The sequence below is a fragment of the Comamonas testosteroni ATCC 11996 genome, assembly GCF_000241525.1.
GTDB classification, from domain to species: domain Bacteria; phylum Pseudomonadota; class Gammaproteobacteria; order Burkholderiales; family Burkholderiaceae_C; genus Comamonas; species Comamonas testosteroni.
The window spans coordinates 80,499-100,912 of sequence record NZ_AHIL01000012.1 but is presented as its reverse complement, the minus strand read 5'-3'; the positions used below and the strand labels follow the sequence as shown (position 1 = coordinate 100,912).

General features: G+C 62.4%; 20 protein-coding genes and 1 tRNA gene. 6 read left to right on the top strand and 15 right to left on the bottom strand.

Translation table 11 applies throughout. The features are described from left to right. Positions 1-41 precede the first annotated feature (41 nt). From zapD to CTATCC11996_RS05645, 7 genes are all read right to left on the bottom strand, one after another. Positions 42-797 (bottom strand): cell division protein ZapD, encoded by a 756-nt coding sequence (gene zapD / locus CTATCC11996_RS05675; RefSeq protein ID WP_003074005.1) that lies wholly within the window; start codon positions 795-797, stop codon positions 42-44. A gap of 87 nt (positions 798-884) precedes the next feature. Beyond that, on the bottom strand, positions 885-1,511 hold the full coding sequence (coaE, locus tag CTATCC11996_RS05670; protein WP_003074004.1) for a dephospho-CoA kinase: 627 nt from the start codon (positions 1,509-1,511) through the stop codon (positions 885-887). A 3-nt stretch (positions 1,512-1,514) separates the two neighbouring features. After that, on the bottom strand, positions 1,515-2,384 hold the full coding sequence (locus tag CTATCC11996_RS05665; protein WP_003074002.1) for a prepilin peptidase: 870 nt from the start codon (positions 2,382-2,384) through the stop codon (positions 1,515-1,517). Beyond that, positions 2,384-3,601 (bottom strand): type II secretion system F family protein, encoded by a 1,218-nt coding sequence (locus CTATCC11996_RS05660; RefSeq protein WP_003073999.1) that lies wholly within the window; start codon positions 3,599-3,601, stop codon positions 2,384-2,386. The genes CTATCC11996_RS05665 and CTATCC11996_RS05660 overlap by 1 nt, the downstream gene beginning before the upstream one ends. Positions 3,602-3,625: 24 nt before the next feature. Then, a complete protein-coding gene (gene pilB / locus CTATCC11996_RS05655) occupies positions 3,626-5,368 on the bottom strand; it encodes a type IV-A pilus assembly ATPase PilB (RefSeq protein WP_003073997.1) in 1,743 nt (580 codons plus the stop codon). Between the two features lie 138 nt (positions 5,369-5,506). Then, positions 5,507-5,583: transfer RNA gene (locus CTATCC11996_RS05650), tRNA-Pro, on the bottom strand. A 39-nt stretch (positions 5,584-5,622) separates the two neighbouring features. Beyond that, on the bottom strand, positions 5,623-6,552 hold the full coding sequence (locus CTATCC11996_RS05645) for a polyprenyl synthetase family protein (RefSeq protein WP_034348301.1): 930 nt from the start codon (positions 6,550-6,552) through the stop codon (positions 5,623-5,625). A gap of 355 nt (positions 6,553-6,907) precedes the next feature. Here CTATCC11996_RS05645 and rplU point away from each other — a divergent pair, with 355 nt between their 5' ends. The 4 genes from rplU (at position 6,908) to proB (ending at position 10,015) form a co-directional block, all read left to right on the top strand. Beyond that, entirely contained in the window at positions 6,908-7,219 is a 312-nt protein-coding gene (gene rplU / locus CTATCC11996_RS05640) for a 50S ribosomal protein L21 (RefSeq protein ID WP_003058536.1), read from the top strand. A 16-nt stretch (positions 7,220-7,235) separates the two neighbouring features. Beyond that, entirely contained in the window at positions 7,236-7,493 is a 258-nt protein-coding gene (gene rpmA / locus CTATCC11996_RS05635) for a 50S ribosomal protein L27 (protein WP_003058534.1), read from the top strand. Positions 7,494-7,649: 156 nt separating this feature from the next. After that, positions 7,650-8,765, top strand: coding sequence for an Obg family GTPase CgtA (cgtA, locus tag CTATCC11996_RS05630; RefSeq protein ID WP_003073993.1), 1,116 nt, complete (start codon positions 7,650-7,652; stop codon positions 8,763-8,765). Between the two features lie 110 nt (positions 8,766-8,875). Beyond that, a complete protein-coding gene (proB, locus tag CTATCC11996_RS05625) occupies positions 8,876-10,015 on the top strand; it encodes a glutamate 5-kinase (RefSeq protein ID WP_003073991.1) in 1,140 nt (379 codons plus the stop codon). Positions 10,016-10,067: 52 nt separating this feature from the next. Here proB and CTATCC11996_RS05620 read toward each other — a convergent pair whose 3' ends face one another. Further along, positions 10,068-10,772 carry an RNA pyrophosphohydrolase gene (locus tag CTATCC11996_RS05620; RefSeq protein WP_003073989.1) on the bottom strand — a complete coding sequence of 235 codons (705 nt, stop codon included), beginning with the start codon at positions 10,770-10,772 and terminating at the stop codon, positions 10,068-10,070. Positions 10,773-10,866: 94 nt separating this feature from the next. Between CTATCC11996_RS05620 and CTATCC11996_RS05615 the strand changes: the two genes are divergently transcribed. Both CTATCC11996_RS05615 and CTATCC11996_RS05610 read left to right on the top strand, forming a co-directional pair. Beyond that, the gene (locus CTATCC11996_RS05615) at positions 10,867-12,609 is read left to right on the top strand and encodes a proline--tRNA ligase (protein WP_003073988.1); all 1,743 of its coding nucleotides are present in this window, start codon (positions 10,867-10,869) and stop codon (positions 12,607-12,609) included. A 12-nt stretch (positions 12,610-12,621) separates the two neighbouring features. Next, positions 12,622-13,275: a lytic transglycosylase domain-containing protein gene (locus CTATCC11996_RS05610; protein WP_003073986.1), complete on the top strand. Its 654-nt coding sequence runs from the start codon at positions 12,622-12,624 to the stop codon at positions 13,273-13,275. Positions 13,276-13,385: 110 nt separating this feature from the next. On the opposite strand, the gene paeA is transcribed toward CTATCC11996_RS05610, so the two are convergent. The 7 genes from paeA to prfA all read right to left on the bottom strand — a co-directional run bounded on the left by paeA (position 13,386) and on the right by prfA (position 20,390). Then, the gene (paeA, locus tag CTATCC11996_RS05605; RefSeq protein ID WP_003073984.1) at positions 13,386-14,768 is read right to left on the bottom strand and encodes a polyamine export protein PaeA; all 1,383 of its coding nucleotides are present in this window, start codon (positions 14,766-14,768) and stop codon (positions 13,386-13,388) included. Between the two features lie 97 nt (positions 14,769-14,865). Further along, entirely contained in the window at positions 14,866-15,324 is a 459-nt protein-coding gene (locus CTATCC11996_RS05600) for a ribonuclease HI family protein (RefSeq protein ID WP_003073982.1), read from the bottom strand. Positions 15,325-15,355: 31 nt separating this feature from the next. After that, positions 15,356-15,676: a Grx4 family monothiol glutaredoxin gene (gene grxD, locus CTATCC11996_RS05595; protein ID WP_003058519.1), complete on the bottom strand. Its 321-nt coding sequence runs from the start codon at positions 15,674-15,676 to the stop codon at positions 15,356-15,358. Positions 15,677-15,803: 127 nt separating this feature from the next. Further along, entirely contained in the window at positions 15,804-16,679 is an 876-nt protein-coding gene (gene prmC, locus CTATCC11996_RS05590) for a peptide chain release factor N(5)-glutamine methyltransferase (protein WP_003073979.1), read from the bottom strand. Between the two features lie 13 nt (positions 16,680-16,692). Then, positions 16,693-17,226 carry an SUKH-3 domain-containing protein gene (locus CTATCC11996_RS05585; protein WP_003073977.1) on the bottom strand — a complete coding sequence of 178 codons (534 nt, stop codon included), beginning with the start codon at positions 17,224-17,226 and terminating at the stop codon, positions 16,693-16,695. A gap of 9 nt (positions 17,227-17,235) precedes the next feature. Then, positions 17,236-19,212, bottom strand: coding sequence for a PEP/pyruvate-binding domain-containing protein (locus tag CTATCC11996_RS05580; RefSeq protein ID WP_003073976.1), 1,977 nt, complete (start codon positions 19,210-19,212; stop codon positions 17,236-17,238). 98 nt (positions 19,213-19,310) lie between these two features. Then, entirely contained in the window at positions 19,311-20,390 is a 1,080-nt protein-coding gene (gene prfA / locus CTATCC11996_RS05575; RefSeq protein WP_003073974.1) for a peptide chain release factor 1, read from the bottom strand. Positions 20,391-20,414 lie beyond the last annotated feature (24 nt).

Genomic DNA, 20,414 nt, shown 5'->3' with positions numbered 1-20,414 from the left:
GTGCGGCTCAATCGGGGGCGAGAAGACTGTCGGGGACTTGCTTATGCGCAGAGCGTGAGCTCGAAAGTGGCGTCGTCATTGCTGGGCTGGGGCTTGCTGCCATGGGCCAGCTTGAGCAGGCGCACCGACACCAGCAGGCGGTTGCCGCTGATCTCCGGCACCAGATTCAGGTGCGGGTCTATGCGCAGGCGCAGCAGCTGGAAGCTGCGGCCGGCCGGCATGGCCTGCTGGAACACGCCTTGCTCGGCCACCACGCGCTGGGGAATGCCGGTTTCACGCAGCAGTTGCAGGATCAGCTCAAGCGCCTGACCCAGCGGGGTCAGTTCGCCGGCCCAGTCTTCGAGGTCGCGCTGGCGATAGCGCGGATCGAGGTTCTGCCAGGCGTGATAGGCCGGCAGGTCAAAGCTGCAGGTGCCGCCGGGTATGCCCACACGGCTGCGTATGGACATCAGCCATTCGTTCTCGGTCAGCGCCTGGCCGGTCTTGCCGGTCTGTGCATTGATGGTGGCAAAGCAGCTCTCCACCTGGCGCGCCACCTGATGCAGCATGTGCTGGGAAATATCGGGGTTGTCGCGCAACACGTCCAGCAGGTGCTTCTGGCGCTCCAGATCCTTGATGATGTCGGCTCGCAGATCGCTGCGCGAGGCCACGTCCATGATCTCGAAGATGGTGATCAGGGCGAAATGATGATCGACCGAATGCGCGCGGGTCAGCAGCTCGCGCAGACGGCGATACAGCTGCTCAAGGCGCAGATAAGTTCTCAGACGCTCGTTAAAAGGATATTCGTACAGGATCACGTTTGCTGGGCTCCTCGGGGTGCACAGGAATCAGCGGTCAACGTGCACATGCGGCGATCACACGCACAGGCCAAGCCATGGCCTGCATCATAGCCCGAACCATGCAGCGATTTGATCGGTATATGCGTGGAGAGTTTCGATTGTGACCCCGTCATCGTTATAGATGACCCAGTCGGCCGTGGCCAGACGCTGGGTGCGCGTGGCCTGGGCGTCGATGATGGCCTGCACGGCCTCGTGTGTGAGGGCGCTGCGCGCCATGACACGCTCTGTCTGCGTGCTCTCGCGGCAGTCCACGACCAGCACGCCATCCAGGCGTGTTCGCCAGTGGCCGGACTCGACCAGCAGCGGAATGTCGTGCACGACGAGCTTGCTGCCGGCTGCAACGGCCGCTTCATGCTGCTGCCGGGTCTGATCGGCGATCAGGGGGTGGAGTATGGCCTCTAGGCGTTGCCGCGCGGACGGGTCGGCGAAGACCAGCTCGCGCATGCGGACGCGGTTGAGGGCGCCCTGCGCGTCGATCAGATCGGCACCAAAAGCCTGGGCGATAAGGGGCAGGGCGATGCCGCTGCTTGCCGTCAGGCTGCGCGAGATATGGTCGGCATCAATCAGCGTTGCGCCGCGTGCCTGCAGCCTGGCCGCAACCGTGCTTTTGCCGCTGCCGATGCCGCCCGTCAGCCCCAGTCTGAATGGTGAGCGCTCAGGTGCGACTTTCATGGCTTACAGGCCTGCAAAGCTGAGCACCGCTTGCGGGCCCCAGATCAGGCTGACGAAACCGCCGCCGGCGAGGAAGGGGCCGAAGGGTACATAGCCACCTTCGCGCAGCTTGCTGTTGATCTTGAGCGCAATACCGATGACGGCGCCCACGACCGATGCCATGAGAATGATGGGTACCAGTGCCTGCCAACCAAACCAGGCACCGAGTGCGGCAAACAGCTTGAAGTCGCCGTAGCCCATGCCTTCCTTGCCCGTTGCCAGCTTGAAGGCCCAGAAGATAAGCCATAGCGACATATAACCTGCGACGGCGCCCCACAGCGATTGCTGCAGAGGCACGCTGGTCCATTGCAGTGCGGAGGCGATCAGGCCGGCCCAGAGCAGGGGCAGAGTGATGGAATCCGGCAAGAACGTGGTGTCCCAGTCGATCAGTGCAAGCGCCAGCAGCGCCGCGCTGAAGCCGCACCAGGCAAAGCCGGTGACGGTCAGGCCGTCGCGGCCCAGACAGAAGGCAAACAGCGCGGCGCAGACCAGTTCAACCACAGGGTAGCGCAGGCTGATGGGCTTTTTGCACTCGGCACAGCGCCCGCGCAGGAACAGATAGCTCAGCACGGGAATGTTCTCGTACCAGGCAATCTGATGGCCGCAATGCGGGCAGCGCGAACGAGGCTGGCTCAGCGTGACAGCAGGCTTGGCCGGCGGCAGCTCGATCCTGGCGCCCTTGTCCTTTTGTTCTTCGGCCCATTGCGCGCCTTCGGCATGCCATTCCTGCTCCATCATCAGCGGCAGGCGGTGGATGACCACATTCAGAAAGCTGCCGATCAGCAAGCCCAGGACGCCGCCGGCAGCGGCATTCAACACCAGTTCGGAAATCATCAGACCACTTGACCCAACTTGAAGATAGGCAGATACATGGACACCACGATGCCGCCGATCAAGGTGCCAAGGAAGACGATGATGATGGGCTCCATGAGGCTGGACAGACCCGCCACCATTTCGTCGACTTCGCTCTCATAGAAATCGGCGGCCTTGCCCAGCATGTGGTCGATGGCGCCCGACTCCTCGCCGATGGCACACATCTGCAGCACCATGGAAGGGAAGATATTGGCATTGGCCATGGCAACCGTGAGGCTGGTGCCCGTGGAGACTTCCGACTGAATCCTGTCGGTGGCGTTTTTGTAGAGATAGTTGCCCGAGGCGCCTCCCACGGAGTCCAGCGCCTCGACCAGCGGCACGCCGGCAGCAAACATGGTGGACAGCGTACGCGTCCAGCGGGCCACGCAGGACTTTTCAATCAGCACGCCGAAGACGGGCAGCTTGAGTATGGTGCGGTCCATGAACTGCTGCACGCGCTCGTTGCGCTTCCAGGCCTGCATGAAGAAATAGATGCCGCCACCCAGCACGCCGAAGATCAGCCACCAGTACTGGACAAAGTAATCGCTGATGCCCATCACCAGCAGCGTGGGCGCGGGCAGGTCGGCGCCAAAGGAGGTGAAGACCTCCTTGAAGGCCGGGATCACGAAGATCATGATCACGGTCACCACGACAAAGGCCACGATCATGACCGACGTGGGGTACATCAGCGCCGACTTGATCTTGGACTTGATGGCCTCCGTCTTTTCCATATAGGTGGCAAGACGGTCCAGCAGCGATTCCAGAATACCTGCGGCCTCGCCGGCCTCCACCAGGTTGCAGTAGAGGTTGTTGAAATAGAGCGGAAACTTGCGAAAGGCCGCGCTCAGCGAGGTGCCGGTTTCCACGTCTGAGCGGATGTCGTTGAGCAGCTTGGTGACATTGGGGTTGGTGTTGCCCCGGCCCACGATGTCGAAAGACTGCAGCAGCGGCACGCCGGCCTTCATCATGGTGGCCAGCTGGCGCGTGAACAGCGCAATGTCCTTGGGCTTGATCTTCTTGCCGCCGCGGGTCCTGCGCTTCTTGATCTTGGACGGAGTCACGCCCTGGCGGCGCAGCATGGCCTGGATCTGGTTTTCTCCACCGGCACGAGTCTCGCCGCGAACGATCTTGCCGTTGCGGTCCTTGCCTTCCCACTCGAAGAGAAATTCCTTGATTCCCTTGGACGCTGCGCTTGCCATGGCGTTCCCTCACTGATACTGGTTTTATTCGTTGGTGACCGCCAGCACTTCTTCGAGTGAGGTCAGACCCAGCTTGACTTTATGCAGGCCCGAGCCGCGCAAAGAGCGTACTCCTTCGGCCTTGGCCTGTTCGGCAATCTCCAGGGCGCTGCCGTCACGCAAGATGATGCGTTGAATTTCTTCGCTGATGGGCATCACCTGATAGATACCGACACGTCCCTTGTAACCGTTGTTGCAGGCCGGGCAGCCGACAGGCTTGTAGCTGACCCAGCTGCCGTCGAGTTCGGCTTCATCGTAGCCCGCCTCGATCAGGGCGTCATGCGGTATGTCGGCAGGCTCCTTGCACTGCGCGCACAGGCGTCGCGCCAGGCGCTGGGCGGTGATCAAAATCACGCTGGAGGCAATATTGAAAGGGGCGATGCCCATATTGCGCATGCGCGTCAGCGTGGTCGGAGCGTCATTGGTGTGCAGCGTGGACAGCACCAGGTGCCCGGTCTGGGCAGCCTTGATCGAGATGTCGGCGGTTTCCAGGTCGCGGATTTCGCCGACCATGATGATGTCCGGGTCCTGGCGCAGAAAGGATTTGAGCGCAGCGGCAAAGGTCAGGCCTGCCTTCTCGTTCACATTGACCTGGTTGACGCCAGGCATGTTGATTTCGGAGGGGTCTTCGGCGGTGGCAATGTTCACGCCCGGCTGGTTGAGCAGGTTCAGGCAGGTGTAGAGCGACACGGTCTTGCCCGAGCCCGTGGGGCCGGTGACCAGAATCATGCCGTAGGGGCGGTTGATGGCCTTGAGCAGGCGCTCTTTTTCCTCGGGCTCGTATCCCAGGGCGTCGATGCCCATCTTGGCCGAGCTCGGATCCAGGATACGGATCACGATCTTCTCGCCAAAAAGCGTAGGCAAGGTGCTGACACGAAAGTCGATGACGCGGTCGGGGCCGACCTTGAGCTTCATGCGGCCGTCCTGCGGAACGCGTTTCTCCGAGATGTCCAGGCGCGAGATCACCTTGATGCGCGAAGCCAGCTTGTCCTTGATCGCAATTGGGGGAGAGGCAATCTCGCGCAGCTCGCCGTCGATGCGAAAGCGCACGCGGTAATTGTGTTCGTAGGGCTCGAAGTGCAAGTCGGACGCGCGCATATTGAAGGCGTCCAGCAGCATCTTGTGCAGAAACTTGACGACCGGCGCATCCTCGACCTCGGCGCCGACGGCATTGTCCTTTTCCTCGGGGGCATCCTCGATCTTGACGTCGTCAAAGTCAAAGTCCCCGGAGCTGGAATAGGAGTCCAGGGATTCGCTGACGCCCTTGCTGGTCTGCTCGACGAGCTTTTGCAGCTTGTCGGCCTCGACAACCACCCAGTCCACCAGCAACTGGGTCGTGAATTTGATCTGTTCGGCAGCTTCCTGCTGAGTGGGGTCTGCCGTGGCGATAGTGAGCCGATTGCCGCGCTTGCTGAGTGCCAGCACGCGATAGGCGTTGCTGATCTTCGGGTCCAGCAGTTCGCGCGGAAGTTGCTGGACGTCGATGGCGTTGAGGTCCAGCAGCGGAGTGCTGAACATCATGGAAATGGTTTCGGCAATTTCCAGTGCGCTGATTTCGCCAGACTGGCTGAGCTCGGTAATGAACGGGGTCTTGCCTGTGGCGGCTTTCTTGGCGGCGTTCTCGGCGGCTTGCTGCGAAACCTTTCCTGCAGAAATCAGGGCTCTGCCTAAACCTGGGATGGCGATGGGCGCAGAGGCGTTCTTTTGCAGATTGTCGGCAGCGGCCATGTATCCAAGTCTGGGAGAGGTGGGAGAGGACCTATCCTACCATTCTTGTTGTGACAAACGGCAGCTCGCCAGAGGCGCAGGCATGCGCCAATGCCGCGTCATTGAACATGGCGCAAGAAACTGTGAAAAAAATGAAATTGGTCGGGGTGAGAGGATTCGAACCTCCGGCCTCTACGTCCCGAACGTAGCGCTCTACCAGGCTAAGCTACACCCCGCAGGCTTTGTTTGCCGAGCACCGTGGTGCACCTGGCGATTCAGGTGCGGCGCTCCAAAAGCTGAGAAGCCAATTGTAGCAAACTTGCGGTGTATGCATTGCTTGGCAGCGCAGTCAAAGCATCAATGGCGCGCTGGGCTTCTGCGTGCGCGGCGGCTCGGGCAACGTCCAGGGCGCCGGTGCTGCGCACGATTTCCACCACGGCATCCAGCTGATCCGTAGAGCCTTGTTCGATGGCGTTGCGCACGATAGCGGCCTGCTCGGCGTTGCCGCGTTGCATGGCAGCGATCAGGGGCAGGGTGCATTTGCCTTCGCGCAGGTCATCGCCCAGGTTCTTGCCCATTTCCTGAGCGTTGCCGGTGTAGTCGAGCACATCGTCAATGATCTGGAATGCCGTTCCAAGTGCCTGGCCATAGGCTGCACAGGCTTGCTCCACTTCAGGCGTGGCATCGGCCAGCACGGCTGCCAGTTGTGCGCTGGCCTCGAATAGCTGGGCGGTCTTGGAGCGGATGACGTGCAGATAGCCGGCTTCATTCAGCGAAGCATCATGAGTGTTGATGAGCTGCTGGACTTCGCCTTCTGCGATCACGTTGGTGGCGTCGGACAGAATCTGCAGCACACGCATGCTGCCCACTTCCACCATCATCTGGAAGGAACGGGTGTGCAGAAAGTCTCCGACCAGAACGCTGGCAGGGTTGCCAAAGGTCTCGTTGGCCGTGGCCCTGCCACGACGCAGCGTGGATTCGTCCACCACATCGTCGTGCAGCAAGGTCGCGGTGTGAATCAGCTCCACCACGGCGGCCAGGATGTATTTGCTCTTGGCCTGATGGCCCAGGGCGCCGGCGATCAGCAGCAGCAGCGCCGGACGCAGGCGCTTGCCGCCGGCGGCAATGATGTATTGGGAGATCTGTGCGATCAGGGGGACGCTGGTTGTCAGTCGCTGAGCAATGACGATATCCACTTCGCGCATGTCATCTGCGATCAAGGCAAGCGGATTGGATGTGGAAATTTCTGTAGTCAAGGTGATGAACCGCCAAGTGGACTCACGATTATAGGAAGATGCAACAGGGTTTTGCGTGGTGTCCTCAGAGCCCGTTCAAGTGAACAGAGGCTTTGCGGGCGGTCTGTGGCATTGCAGTCGCTTACAAGGAGCAGGCCTTGCCGCATGCTTGCGCCTGGCATCCCGTTGTGCGCGGCCACGGTCGCGCTTGCGGAGATCTCGAAGCGCTTCCTGGGGGTATGGCAGCAGAGAAAATGCATGCGTGCTAGAATTGCCGGCTCCGTGGAAATCATTTCATGGAACTCTCAGACTTTAGAGGTTTTCAATGTACGCAGTCATAAAAACCGGCGGCAAGCAGTATCGCGTTGCAGCTGGCGAAAAGATCAAGGTAGAACAGATTGCTGCGGACGTAGGCCAGGAAATCGTGATCGACCAAGTTTTGGCCGTCGGCAACGGCGCTGAAATCAAGGTTGGTGCCCCCCTGGTGTCCGGTGCATCTGTAAAGGCAACTGTGGTTGCTCACGGCAAGCACGACAAAGTGCACATCTTCAAGATGCGCCGTCGTAAGCACTATCAAAAGCGCCAAGGCCATCGTCAGCAGTTCACCGAACTGCAAATCGTGGCAATCGCTGCTTAATTTTAGGAGCTAAGTCATGGCACAGAAAAAAGGCGGCGGCTCTACGCGTAACGGACGTGATTCCAAGCCAAAAATGCTGGGCGTGAAGGCCTTTGGTGGCGAGCTGGTGACAGCTGGTTCCATCATCGTGCGTCAGCGCGGCACCAAGTTCCACCCCGGTGAGAACGTTGGCGTGGGCAAGGATCACACCCTGTTTGCACTGGTTGACGGCCACGTGTCGTTCGGTGTGAAGGGCGCTCTGTCCAAGCAAACAGTCAACATCACGGCTGCATAAGTCGTCTGTGACTCCAACAAAGCCCCGACTTGTCGGGGCTTTGTTGTTTGAAAAGGCTCCAGGCAGCAGATTTCTGGCAGATGGGGCATGGTAATAGAGCACTCAAGTGTGGCCCGGGGCTTCTGGGGCGCACCGATTTTGTAGACTGGATGCCTCATGAAGTTCGTTGACGAAGCTTTTATCGACATTGCAGCCGGTGACGGCGGCAATGGTTGCGTGTCTTTCCGGCACGAGAAATACAAGGAATTTGGCGGCCCCGACGGTGGTGACGGCGGCCGTGGCGGTCATGTGTACGCCGTGGCCGATGTGAACCTGAACACGCTGGTGGATTACCGCTATTCGCGTCGCCACGAGGCCAAGCGCGGCCAGCACGGCATGGGCTCCGACATGTTCGGCGCAGCCGGCGACGACATCACACTGAACATGCCTGTGGGCACCATCATCAGCGATGCGGATACCGGTGAGGTGCTGTTCGAGCTGCTCGAGCCCGGCCAGGTCATCACCATTGCCAAGGGCGGTGACGGCGGTTTCGGCAATCTGCGTTTCAAGAGCGCCATCAACCGTGCGCCGCGCCAGAAGACTCCCGGCTATCCCGGCGAGCGCCGCAACCTCAAGCTGGAGCTCAAGGTGCTGGCCGATGTGGGTCTGCTGGGCATGCCCAATGCGGGAAAGTCCACCTTCATCACGGCTGTCTCCAACGCCCGTCCCAAGATTGCCGACTATCCCTTCACCACCTTGCATCCCAATCTGGGCGTGGTGCGCGTGGCTGCCGAGCAGAGCTTTGTGGTGGCCGACATCCCGGGTCTGATCGAGGGCGCCTCCGAAGGTGCGGGCCTGGGTCACCAGTTCCTGCGCCATCTGCAGCGCACCCGACTGTTGCTGCATATCGTGGACATTGCACCGTTCGACGAGGGCGTGGACCCGGTCGAGCAGGCCAGGGCCATCGTGGCCGAGCTCAAGAAGTACGACGCCGAGCTCTACGACAAGCCGCGCTGGCTGGTGCTCAACAAGCTGGACATGGTTCCCGTGGAAGAGCGTGCCGCCAAGGTCAAGGACTTCGTCAAGCGCTTCAAGTGGAAGGGTCCGGTCTACGAGATCTCGGCGCTGACCCGCGAAGGCTGCGAACCGCTGATCCGCAAGATCTACGAGCATGTGCACAACCAGCAGCTGGCCGAGCAGGCTCCCAAGGAGATCGATCCTCGTTTTGCGGGAGGTGAGGATTCTGGTCTGGATATGACCGATCCGCGTTTCGCCTCTTACGATCCGGAATAAGCTAGAGGGTATAACCCAGCAGCGCACTTGGTGCGCTGTTTTGCTTTGAATTTAATAGCTTCTTGCGCTTTTCCCATAAGCATTAGAGGCTTAAAACACTGTAAATTCTCATGTCTTCCAATGTGCTGCGTGATGCCCGTCGCATCGTCGTCAAAGTCGGCTCCAGCCTGGTTACGAATGAAGGTCGTGGTCTGGATGAGGCCGCCATTGAAGAGTGGAGTCGCCAGCTGGCGGCCTTGGTGAATGGTGAAGACGGCGTCAAGCGCGAAGTCATTATGGTCTCCAGCGGCGCCATTGCCGAAGGCATGAAGCGACTGGGCTGGGCCACGCGTCCGACCGAGGTGCATGAGTTGCAGGCCGCTGCTGCCGTCGGTCAGATGGGGCTGGCCCAGATGTACGAGACCAAGCTGCGCGGCGAAGGCGTGCCCAGTGCCCAGGTGCTGCTGACCCATGCGGATCTGGCCGATCGCGAGCGCTATCTGAACGCCCGCACCACGCTGCTGACGCTGCTGCAACTGGGCGTGGTGCCCGTCATCAACGAAAACGACACGGTGGTGATCGACGAGATCCGCTTTGGCGACAACGACACCCTGGGCGCGCTGGTGGCCAATCTGGTCGAGGCCGATGCACTGGTCATCCTGACCGATCAGCGAGGCCTGTACAGCGCCGATCCGCGCAAGAACCCCGATGCCAGGTTCATCGACGTGGCCGAAGCCGGCAACCCCGAGCTGGAAGCCATGGCCGGCGGAGCGGGTCTGTCCATCGGCACCGGCGGCATGATCACCAAGATCCTGGCGGCCAAGCGTGCGGCGGGCTCCGGTGCTTCCACCGTGATTGCCTGGGGGCGTGAGAAAGACGTGCTGCTGCGCTTGACGCGTGGCGAGTCCATTGGCACGCTGCTGGTTGCCAACACGCACAAAATGCAGGCGCGCAAGCAGTGGATTGCCGACCATCTGCAACTGCGTGGTTCGGTGACCGTGGATGCAGGTGCCGTCTCCAAGCTGCGTGATGAAGGCAAGAGCCTGCTGCCCATAGGCATGATCACCGTGGAAGGCGATTTCTCGCGTGGTGAAGTGATTGCAGTGCGTGATGAGAACGGCGCCGAGATCGCCCGTGGTCTGGCCAGCTATGCCAGCGCCGAGGCGCGGCTGCTGTGCCGCAAGAGCTCCTCGGAGATCGAAGCGCTGCTGGGCTACTCGGCCGGTCCCGAAATGATGCACCGCGACAATATGGTGGTGGCCGGACACTGAGCCTAGGCCGCCGACAAAAAAGCCGTAATGCTGCGAGGCATTACGGCTTTGTTCATTGCAGAGGCTTGTGATCGGGTGGATTGTCTATGCCGGTCTGCGGGTCCGGGTCAAAACTGGCACCAGGCGGCAGCTCTATGCCGGGGTTGATGCGAAAGCTCCCTGTACGGGCAGGGTACATGACCTGATGGTGCTGCCCCGGATGGGCAGTGCCGCCAGTGCTCTGGCCTGCCTCCTGCTCGCGCGGCCGCATGCCGCTGCGCAGATAGCGGTTGCGCTGCTGCTCGCCGCGCGGCAGAAAGCGCGCCAGCTCGGTCAACGCCATTTCATAGACGCCGCGTTTGAATTCGACCACCACATCCAGAGGAACCCAGTAGTCATTCCAGCGCCAGGCATCAAACTCAGGGTGGTCGGTGGCACGCAGGTTCAAGTCCCAGTCATGCCCGACCAGTTGAAGCAAAAACCATATCTGCTTCTGGCCTTTGTAATGCCCGCGCGCGTCGCGGCGGATGTACCTGTCTGGCACCTCGTAGCGCAACCAGTCCCTGGTGCGGGCAACCACGCGAACGTGATTGGGCTTCAGCCCCACTTCCTCGTGCAGCTCGCGGAACATGGCTTGCTCGGGTGTCTCACCCCGATCAATGCCACCTTGCGGAAACTGCCAGCTGTGGGTGCGAATGCGTTTTCCCCAGAACACCTGGTTTCTTTGGTTGAGCAGGATGATGCCGACGTTCGGGCGAAATCCGTCCCGGTCAAGCATAATCAAACCCCAAATTTTTGAATTGTGTTCATTATGCATGGCCCCTTGTGATCGACAAGCGGGCCATGCCTATTTCCACTGAATTGCCAGTTCCATGAAAGCCTCCCAATTTCTCATCTCCACCCTGAAAGAAGCTCCGGCCGACGCCGAAGTGGTCAGCCACAAGCTCATGATGCGGGCTGGCATGATCAAAAAGCTGGGTGCTGGCATTTACAACTACATGCCCATGGGCCTGCGCGTGATCCGCAAGGTCGAGGCCATCGTGCGCGAGGAAATGAACCGCGCCGGCGCCATCGAAACCACTATGCCCGTGGTGCAGCCTGCCGAGCTGTGGCAGGAAACCGGTCGCTTCGAGAAGATGGGCCCCGAGCTGCTGCGCATCCAGGATCGCCATGGCCGTGATTTCGTGATCCAGCCCACTTCCGAAGAGGTGGTCACCGATATCGCGCGCCAGGAGTTCAAGAGCTACAAGCAGCTGCCCAAGAACCTCTACCAGATCCAGACCAAGTTCCGCGACGAGCGTCGTCCGCGCTTCGGCCTGATGCGCGGTCGCGAGTTCATCATGAAGGACGCCTATTCCTTCGACAAGGATCGCGATGCGGCCCAGATCAGCTACCAGACCATGCGCGAAGCCTATAAGCGCATCTTCGACCGCTTCGGCCTGCAGTACCGCGCCGTGCGTGCCGATTCGGGCGCCATTGGCGGCGATCTGAGCGAAGAGTTCCAGGTCATCGCTTCAACGGGCGAGGACGCCATCGTCTACTGCCCGAACAGCGACTACGCAGCCAATATCGAGAAGGCCGAGAGCCTGGCGCCCGCCCAGGTCCGTCCTGCCGCCGCCCAGGCCCTGCAAAAGGTCGCCACACCCGGCAACAGCACCTGCGAAGCCGTGGCCGAGCAGCTGGGTCTGCCCCTGACGCAGACCGTGAAGTCGCTGGTGCTGGCCACGGACGAGCTCGACGACAAGGGTCTGATCGTCAAGACACAGGTGTGGCTGCTGCTGCTGCGCGGCGACCACGAGATGAACGAGATCAAGGTCGGCAAGGTCGAAGGCCTGGCGGGCTTCCGTTTCGCGACCGTGGGCGAGATCGAGGAGCATTTCGGCACCAAGCCCGGCTATCTGGGCCCCATCGGTCTGAAGAAGCCCGTGAACATCGTGGTGGACCGCGATGTGGCCGTGATGGCCGACTGGGTCTGCGGTGCCAACGAGGAAGACTTCCACATCACCGGCGTGAACTTCGGCCGCGACCTGCCCGAGCCCGCCGTGGTGGCGGATCTGCGCAATGTGGTGGCTGGCGACCGCTCGCCCGACGGCGCGGGCGAGCTGGCGATCGAGCGCGGCATTGAAATCGGCCATGTGTTCTACCTGGGCACCAAGTACTCCAAGGCCATGGACGCCACTTTCCTGGGCGACAACGGCAAGCCCCAGCACTTCGAGATGGGTTGCTACGGCATTGGCGTGACCCGCCTGCCCGCTGCTGCCGTGGAGCAGAACCACGACGAGCGCGGCATGATCTGGCCCGATGCGATTGCGCCGTTCACCGTGGTGATCTGCCCCATCGGCATGGGGCGCAGCGAGGCCGTGAAGACCGAGGCCGAGAAGCTCTATGGCGAGCTGCTGGCACTGGGCGTGGACGTGATCCTCGACGACCGCGACGAGCGCCCAGGTGCCATGCTGGCCGACTGGGAGCTGATCGGCGTGCCCCACCGCGTGGTGCTGGGCGACCGTGGCCTGAAGGAAGGCGTGGTCGAGTACCAGCAGCGCCGCGACACGGAAGCCACAAAGCTGGCGACGAATGAGGTGCTGAGCCACCTCAAGAGCCGCCTGGGCCTGTAAGCTGCCGTATCAATGCCAGCAGCCCTTCTCAACCGTCGCTCCTGCCTGACTGCCGCAGCCTCGTTTGCCGTTCCGTCGGCAAGCTGGCTGCTGCCGCAAACGGCATGGGCCGGCGGGCAGCTCGAGGAGCCGCTGGCGGATTCGGTACGTACGGCTCTGAGTGCAGCGGTGGCTGGCTCAGGGGCTCCGCCCGAGCTGGAATTCACCTCCACCGAGGCGCGCATGAGCTATCTGCGCTGGCTGGTGGCTTGCAGCGACAAGCTGGCCAAGCGCAAGCCTGATCCTCAGGCCCGGCGCGAGTTCTTGCAGACCGTCTGGTATGAGTCCAAGCGCGCGGGCCTCGATGTGTCCATGGTCATGGGCCTGATTCAGGTGGAGAGCGGCTATCGCAAATACGCCATCTCCAGTGTGGGTGCGCGAGGCTATATGCAGATCATGCCGTTCTGGATGCGGCTGATCGGTGACGGCGATATCGGCAAGCTGTTCCACATGCAGACCAATCTGCGCTTCGGCTGCGTGATCCTGCGCCACTACATGGATCGCGAAAAGGGCGATGCCTATATGGCACTGGGCCGCTACAACGGCAGCCGGGGCCAGCCCCAGTATCCGAATGCCGTGTTCGGCGCCCAGCGGCGTTGGCTGGTGGAAGAGCCCCAGTCGGCCTGATACCGTGGCGATATACAGAAAAAAAGAGAGCACCTAGCGCTCTCTTTTCATTGTTTTCAGCAAGAAAAGAACCTGAAGTCCTTTTGGGGTAAGCGAAAGATGCTGCTGATTTAGGAGTGGCTGCTTTTGCCAGCCTGGGCCTGGGCAGCGCTGCCCTGTACCTTGGCCGCAGCGGCCGCCGAAGGTGCGGCAGATTCGGCCGCGGGCTCGGGCAGCTGGGTCACCATGACCTGGTCGATGCGGTAGCTGTCCACGTCCAGCACCTCGAACTTGAAGCCGCCCCAGGTAACGGTATCGGTGCGGCGCGGCACGCGGCGCAGCATGACCATGAGAAAGCCGGCCAGCGTTTCGTACTCGTCGTCATGCGGCATATCGTCCAGATGCAGCACGCGCATCACGTCCTCGATGGGCGTGATGCCGTCGATCAGCCAGGAATGCTCGTCGCGGCGGATGATCTGTTCCTCGTCGGTCGGGCCGACCAGATCTCCCATCACCGTGCTCATCACGTCGTTGAGCGTCACCACGCCCACGACCAGGCTGTATTCGTTGACGATGACGGCAAAGTCCTCGTGCACCATGCGGAACTGCTCCAGCACCTCGGCCAGCGTCAGGCGGTCGGGCACGATGAGCACCTTGCGGATCAGGCTGTCGTCTCTGAGCGACAGCGGCTGGTTGTTGAGCGCGCGCTGGAACAGGTCCTTGGCATCCACATAGCCGATCACATGGTCGATATCGCCGTCGCAGACCGGGTAGGTGGAGAAGGGCTCTTCGGCAATGCGGGCGCGAATGATGGCGTCGCTGTCGTCGCGGTAGAAAAAGGCCACGCTGTCACGCTGGGTCATGGCCGAGGCCACGGTGCGCGAGTCCAGCTCGAACACATTGGCAATCACCTGCTGCTCGCGGGCGGCCAGCACGCCGGCCTTGGTGCCCGCTTCGGTCATGGCCAGGATGTCGTCGCTGGTGATGCGCTCGTCGCGCGTGGCAGGCAGGCCCAGCAGGCGAAACAGGGTGTCGGTCGCCAGGTTGTAGAACCAGATGATGGGCTTGAAGATCACCACAAACCAGCGCATGGGCGCCAGCACGCGCACCACATAGCGCTCGGGCTCGTTCATGCTGATGCGGCGCGGCAACAGATCGGCCAGCAGGATGAAGGCCGAGGTGACTATGAAAAACGAGAGCAGGAAGCCGAGCGTTGTCGAGAGGCTGGGCGAACACCATATCGAAAAGAACTCGGTCAGCGCAGGGCTGAACGCACCCTCGCCTACGATGCCGCCGAGGATGGCGACGGCATTCTGTCCCACTTGCACCACGGTGAAATATTCGCCCGGCTGCTCCTGTACGCGCAGCGCATGCTCGGCTCCCTCGTTGCCGTCGTCGGCCATCTGGCGCAGGCGCAGGCGACGGGAGGCGGCCAGAGAAATCTCCGCCACAGAGAAAAAGGCGCTGAGCACAATCAGCAGAACAATCACCGCAAGGCTTTGGGACACACTCATAGGCAGGGCTGCTGCGGCACGCCGACGTGCCTGCGGCCGGTTATCAAGGAGTCTCTATTCGACCACATAAAGCCTGTGGCAGGCAGCTGTACTGGCTTCAGTGCTGAAGCGCGGCTGCTGAATGGGCCATGCGTGCCAGCGCATCGGCCTCGGTATTGCGGTGCCTGGGCACCCATTGCAGCACCAGCTCGTCAAAGCCCTGCATCTGTGCACGGGCGGCTTCGAACAGCTGGCTGAGCCGTGCAATCGGCCGCGTCGGCTTGGCCGTGGGCGGGCCGAGCTGCTCCAGCAGCACCTGGGAGTCGGTGCGCACGGTCAGGCTGCGCGCGCCGAGATCGCGTGCCAGCGTCAGGGCTGCCATCAGGGCCCGCAGCTCGGCTTCGTTGTTGCAGCCGCTGCGGTGCAGATCCTGCGACAGCGTATGGCGGCTGCCGTCGGGCAGCTGCAGCAACACGCCCAGGCTCATGGGGCCGGGGTTGGGCAGGGCGCTGCCATCGATATGGATACAGCAGTGATGGGCAGGCGCGGGTTTGGGGGGCGGCATGAAAAAAGCCACCGGGGGCCGGTGGCTTGCAGACAGCTTGGGCTTACTTGGCGGCCAGCACTTGCTGCAGCTCGCCCGATTCGTACATCTCCATCATGATGTCCGAGCCGCCGATGAATTCGCCCTTGATGTAGAGCTGGGGGATGGTGGGCCACTGGCTGTAGTCCTTGATGCCCTGGCGGATTTCCTGATCTTCCAGCACGTTCACGGTGGCGATGGACTTGGCATCCACGCCGCAGGCCTTGAGGATCTGGATGGCACGGCCGGAGAAGCCGCACTGAGGGAAGCTGGCGTTGCCCTTCATGAACAGCAGGATGTCGTTGTTCTTGACCAGGTCGTCGATGCGTTGTTGAGTGTTGCTCATAGTGGGCTCCGGATTTTGGAAATGGCGGTACCAGCCGCGATGTCTGCAATTATTTCACCGACCGCAAGCAATGCGATGCTGTGAGGAAATCTTGCTGACTGGATATTTTGGGGTGGAGGTCTGGAAATCAAGCCTTGCCGCTTCGGCAGCCGCCTGTGCAGCGCGCAATGCCGGCCAGGTCGTGGCGGTGCTGCACTTGCTCGAAGCCGGCCGCTTGCATGAGCCGCGCCACGTCTTCGGCCTGATCCCAGCCATGCTCGAAGAGCAGCCAGCCGCCCGCCTTCAGTCGCTCCGGAGCCTGGTCGATGATGCTGCGTATGTCCTCCAGTCCGTCCGCGCCGCTGGCCAGGGCCGACAGCGGTTCGTGGGTCAGCGCCGCCAGGTGCGGGTCGTCGGCGCGGATATAGGGCGGATTGCTGACGATCAGATCGACAGGTTCATGCCCGTCCAAAGGCTCCAGCCAGCTGCCATGGGCGAACTGCACGGGCAGTTGGAGCCGGGCGGCGTTGCTGCGGGCCACGGCCAGGGCATCGGCGCTGGCATCCACGGCGATGACCCGGGCTGCGGGGCGCTGGCTTTGCAGGGCCAGGGCAATGGCACCGCTACCCGTGCCCAGATCTACGACGCGAGCGGGCTGCCCTTGGGGCATGAGTTCCAGCGCCCAGTCCACCAGGGTCTCGGTATCGGGGCGCGGGTCCAGCACCCTGCTGTCCACGGCCAGATCCAGGCCGTAGAACTCCTTGCTTCCCGTCAGATAGGCGACTGGCGTGCCTTGCTGGCGCAGGGCGCACAGCTGGCTCCAGCGGGCCTGTTGCTCTGCGTTCAGTAGATCACCGTCATGGGTGATGAGCCAGGCGCGGGCATGCGCTGGCTGCTGCATCAAGTGCAGCAGCAGCATCTGTGCATCGACACGCGCCAGACCCTGGCTGGCGGCTTGCTGCAGGGCTTGAGCGACGGAGAAAGAGGGGGGCGAGAATTCGGTCATGGCTTGGCCGGCGGCCATCTTCTTCGGAAATTCAGTAAGGGTATATCTCGGGGGCGTCCGCCTTGTAGAGCGTGCCGTACAGCTGGGACGATGGCTGGCCGGGCTCCAGCATGGGGCGCGAACGTATGCCCAGCAACAGATGCTCCAGCGCCTGCTGAAGATTCTCGCCCTCGAAGCTCATACCTACAAAGGACCAGGAAAAGCAGCGTCCATCGCCCGCCATCAGCAGCTGGCCGTGCGCATGGTGAACTTCGGCAAGTGGTATCAGCCGGGTGTTCAGGCGCTGTTCCCAAGAGAGCAGGGCGTCGTCCGCATCTTCGCCGGTGAAATGCGCTTCGAGCCAGTCAAACTCTATATCGCTGCTTGCGCATTCCCGGCCCTTGCCCACCTGGCCGATGTGCAAGCCCGCCAGGTTCTGCAGTGCAGCCACGGCAGGATGGCCGGCCAGTCGGGGCTGACGGTCCAGAGCGCTTTGCACAGGCGCGGGTATGGCGACCTCTCGCTGCGAGGTCCAGCCCTGGGCTTGCAGCAGCTCAACCACGACAGGTGAGTCGAATTTCAGCATGGCGAACTCTTAACGTCCGGGCGCCGAGATGAAGGGGCGCGCCTGCAGGATGATGAGCTGATCGCCCTGCACGGCCCACTCGATGTCCTGGTCCTTGCCGCCAAAGCGCTGCTTGATACCGGCTCCGGCGCGGGCCAGTCGCTGCACCAGTGCGTCGCTGAGCACGGCGCGGCCGGCAGTTACCGCCACTTCACGCACGCCGCCCTTGGCATCCAGCTGCAGCGCCACATCGTCCTGGGAGCGGTTGAGCACCTGCACAGCCTTGCTACGGCTGGAGTAGAGGATCTGCTCTGCAACCCGCCGGCCCTCGACCACGCGGATGCCTATGCCGCGCTTGGCGGCGATATAGCTCATGTAGCGGTGCGAGGCATCGAAGGGGTCGCGGGTGATCATCACGCCCGATGCAGAGGAGTCCACGGCTTTTTGCACAAACACCGACATCATCACCTGCGCGTCGTCTATGCCCGCTGCCTGTCTGGCTTCCCAGGCCTCGAAGTTGTAGACCGAGGCCCAGACCTTGCGCACGGCGGCGGCCAGATCCGTGCCGCTGCGCACATTGGGCACGGTGGTGTACAGGCCTGCTCCGCTGAAGTTGGGCAGGTCTTCGGAGCTGGAAGAGCTGCGTACGAACACGCCCTGGCTGCCTAGCTGGGCGGACCAGCGCTGGGTCCAGGCATCGGCCACGGCCGGGCTGACGGGCCATTGCTCGATTTCGGCCTGCAGCGCGGACAGGGCTTGCCTTCGGATGCCTGCATCCGCCGCGAAGCCGGGCTGCTGGCGCATGCGGGCAATGCGCTCGGCCAGGCCGTTGGCGCGCATGAAGTCGGCATAGGCAGCAAACGGAATGCAAAAGCCATCGGGCACGCTGACGTCTGCCAGACGAGCGGACTGGATCTCGCCCAGATTGGCGGCCTTGGCACCGCAGCGGCGGCGATCTGCGCTGCGCAGGGCGGCCAGGGGAACCAGCTCGCTGCGGCGCAGATCGGGCTGAAGCAAGACCTTGCGGCGCTTGGCGGGGTGGTGCAGGGCCTGCTTTTCGGCGCTCTGCTGTTCGGCGGCCGTGGCGGCGCGCAGCGCAAAGCCGGTGGGCTGTACGTCGATATGCACCCAGCGGCCGTTGAAGGCAGCATATTGCTCGGCAGCTTTTTGCACATAGGCATTGGGTACGCCCCAGCCGCGCGCCAGCAAATTGACATGAGACAGCACGGTTGACGGCCTTTCCGTCACCACGCCGGCCACGGGCGGCAGGCTGATGGGCACTTCGCGCAGCAGCACGATGTCCCTGGGCTCAAGATCATTCACCTCTTCGTCCTGGTTCAGGATGCGCAGCCGGCCCACGGCCTGGCCCTGATTCAGCGGCAGATAGGTCTGGGCACCCAGCAACTGGGCCTGGGTGACTGCTGCAACACCGGCCTGCTGGGCCACGGCTTCCTGCTGAGTGGAGTTGGCCTTGAAGCGCACAGGGGCGAAGAAGCCGGTTTTCAGTGCAGCCGCCGTGGTCTGCAGCAGCTCGGGCGTGAGTTGGTCGCCCTCCCAGAACTCGTAGCTGTAGTCCTTGAGCGCGGGCTGCCAGCTCAGAGTGCCGAGAATGAAACGGCGGCCCGGTTCGCGGTAATTGCGGTTGAGCGCAGGCTTGCCGCCCTGCAGCAGGCCTTTGGCGCGCAGAAAATCTTCGTGAAACGCATAGCGCGGCGTGTTGATGAAATGCAGCGGCGTGCTTTTGCTTTGGCGGTCGATCACAAACAGCACATGGGGCATGGCGCTGGCTGGGTCGAAGATGCGGGCCACGCGGTCGAAATCGGCGCGGCTGGCCAGGGCCGGAAGGCTGGCAGGAGCGTTGCGGTTGCCGCTGGCGTCGACCGGGCTGCCCGCACCCGAGTCATAGGCCGATGGCTTGCGCAAGGCCTGGGCCTGGGCGGCGGTCGATGCGAACAACAGGCCCGATAGCAGGGCAGAAACCAGAACCGGCAAAAAGCGCTGTGTCATCTTGAAATTGTCCCCATTTCTGGCGAGTCGTTCGAGTGGGCCGGGTTCGAGCCGGCTGCAGCCTGGCTGGCCCCTGTCGCAGGGCAATGCCTGTGGCCTCAGGATGCGGCCAGCTCCGCCAGCAGCTCGGCCTCGCGCGCATGTTGCAGGGCCTGGATCACATCGCCCAGATCGCCTTCCATCACGGCCAGCAGCTTGTACAGCGTGAGGTTGATGCGGTGGTCGGTGAGGCGGCCCTGGGGGAAGTTGTAGGTGCGGATGCGGTCGCTGCGGTCGCCCGAGCCGATCAGGCCCTTGCGCATGGCCGCTTCCTTGGCGGCCCGCTCGCTGCGTTCCTTTTCCTGGATGCGGGCCTGCAGCACCTGCAGGGCCTTGGCCTTGTTGCTGTGCTGGCTGCGGCCGTCCTGGCATTCGGCCACGATGCCTGTGGGCAGGTGGACCACGCGCACGGCGGAGTCGGTCTTGTTGATATGCTGGCCGCCGGCACCGCTGGCGCGAAAGGTGTCGATGCGTAGATCGGCAGGATTGAGCGTGATGGCCTCGGCCTCGTCGGGCTCCGGCATCACGGCCACGGTGCATGCGCTGGTGTGGATGCGTCCCTGGGTTTCGGTGGCGGGCACACGCTGCACGCGGTGGCCGCCCGACTCGAAGCGCAGCGCGCCGTACACATTGTCGCCCTCGATGCGCAGCACGACTTCCTTGTAGCCGCCGATTTCGTTTTCGCTGGCGCTCATCACTTCCACCTTCCAGCCCACGTTGGCGGCGTAGCGGGTGTACATGCGGATCAGGTCGCCGGCAAACAGGGCCGACTCGTCGCCACCCGTGCCGGCGCGGATTTCGACAAAGGCGGGGCGGGCATCGTCGGGGTCCTTGGGCAGCAGCAGGCGCTGCAGCTCGTCCTCGAGCTTGATCAGCTCGGCCTCGCCGCTGCCGATCTCTTCCTGCGCCATTTCGGCCATGTCGGGGTCGTCCAGCATTTCACGCGCAGCGGCGATGTCGGCTTCGGTCTGCAGGTAGCGGGTGTAGCGGCTGGCAATGGCCGTCACATCGGCATGTTCGCGCGAGATGGTGCGGTACTGCTTCATGTCGCCCATGATGTCTTCGCGCGAGAGCAGGAAATCCAGCTCCTGCAGGCGTTGGGCGTAGCGTTCGAGCTGGTTGCGCAAAAAGTCTTGCATAGGGGGTACCTAGGGCTTGAGAAA

Coding starts and splice junctions, on each gene's coding strand:
- coaE (WP_003074004.1), bottom strand. CDS start 1,511: ATGAAAGTCGCACCTGAGCGCTCACCATTCAGACTGGGGCTGACGGGC.
- CTATCC11996_RS05665 (WP_003074002.1), bottom strand. CDS start 2,384: ATGATTTCCGAACTGGTGTTGAATGCCGCTGCCGGCGGCGTCCTGGGC.
- CTATCC11996_RS05660 (WP_003073999.1), bottom strand. CDS start 3,601: ATGGCAAGCGCAGCGTCCAAGGGAATCAAGGAATTTCTCTTCGAGTGG.
- pilB (WP_003073997.1), bottom strand. CDS start 5,368: ATGGCCGCTGCCGACAATCTGCAAAAGAACGCCTCTGCGCCCATCGCC.
- CTATCC11996_RS05645 (WP_034348301.1), bottom strand. CDS start 6,552: ATGCGCGAAGTGGATATCGTCATTGCTCAGCGACTGACAACCAGCGTC.
- rplU (WP_003058536.1), top strand. CDS start 6,908: ATGTACGCAGTCATAAAAACCGGCGGCAAGCAGTATCGCGTTGCAGCT.
- rpmA (WP_003058534.1), top strand. CDS start 7,236: ATGGCACAGAAAAAAGGCGGCGGCTCTACGCGTAACGGACGTGATTCC.
- cgtA (WP_003073993.1), top strand. CDS start 7,650: ATGAAGTTCGTTGACGAAGCTTTTATCGACATTGCAGCCGGTGACGGC.
- proB (WP_003073991.1), top strand. CDS start 8,876: ATGTCTTCCAATGTGCTGCGTGATGCCCGTCGCATCGTCGTCAAAGTC.
- CTATCC11996_RS05620 (WP_003073989.1), bottom strand. CDS start 10,772: ATGCTTGACCGGGACGGATTTCGCCCGAACGTCGGCATCATCCTGCTC.
- CTATCC11996_RS05615 (WP_003073988.1), top strand. CDS start 10,867: ATGAAAGCCTCCCAATTTCTCATCTCCACCCTGAAAGAAGCTCCGGCC.
- CTATCC11996_RS05610 (WP_003073986.1), top strand. CDS start 12,622: ATGCCAGCAGCCCTTCTCAACCGTCGCTCCTGCCTGACTGCCGCAGCC.
- paeA (WP_003073984.1), bottom strand. CDS start 14,768: ATGAGTGTGTCCCAAAGCCTTGCGGTGATTGTTCTGCTGATTGTGCTC.
- grxD (WP_003058519.1), bottom strand. CDS start 15,676: ATGAGCAACACTCAACAACGCATCGACGACCTGGTCAAGAACAACGAC.
- prmC (WP_003073979.1), bottom strand. CDS start 16,679: ATGGCCGCCGGCCAAGCCATGACCGAATTCTCGCCCCCCTCTTTCTCC.
- CTATCC11996_RS05585 (WP_003073977.1), bottom strand. CDS start 17,226: ATGCTGAAATTCGACTCACCTGTCGTGGTTGAGCTGCTGCAAGCCCAG.
- CTATCC11996_RS05580 (WP_003073976.1), bottom strand. CDS start 19,212: ATGACACAGCGCTTTTTGCCGGTTCTGGTTTCTGCCCTGCTATCGGGC.
- prfA (WP_003073974.1), bottom strand. CDS start 20,390: ATGCAAGACTTTTTGCGCAACCAGCTCGAACGCTACGCCCAACGCCTG.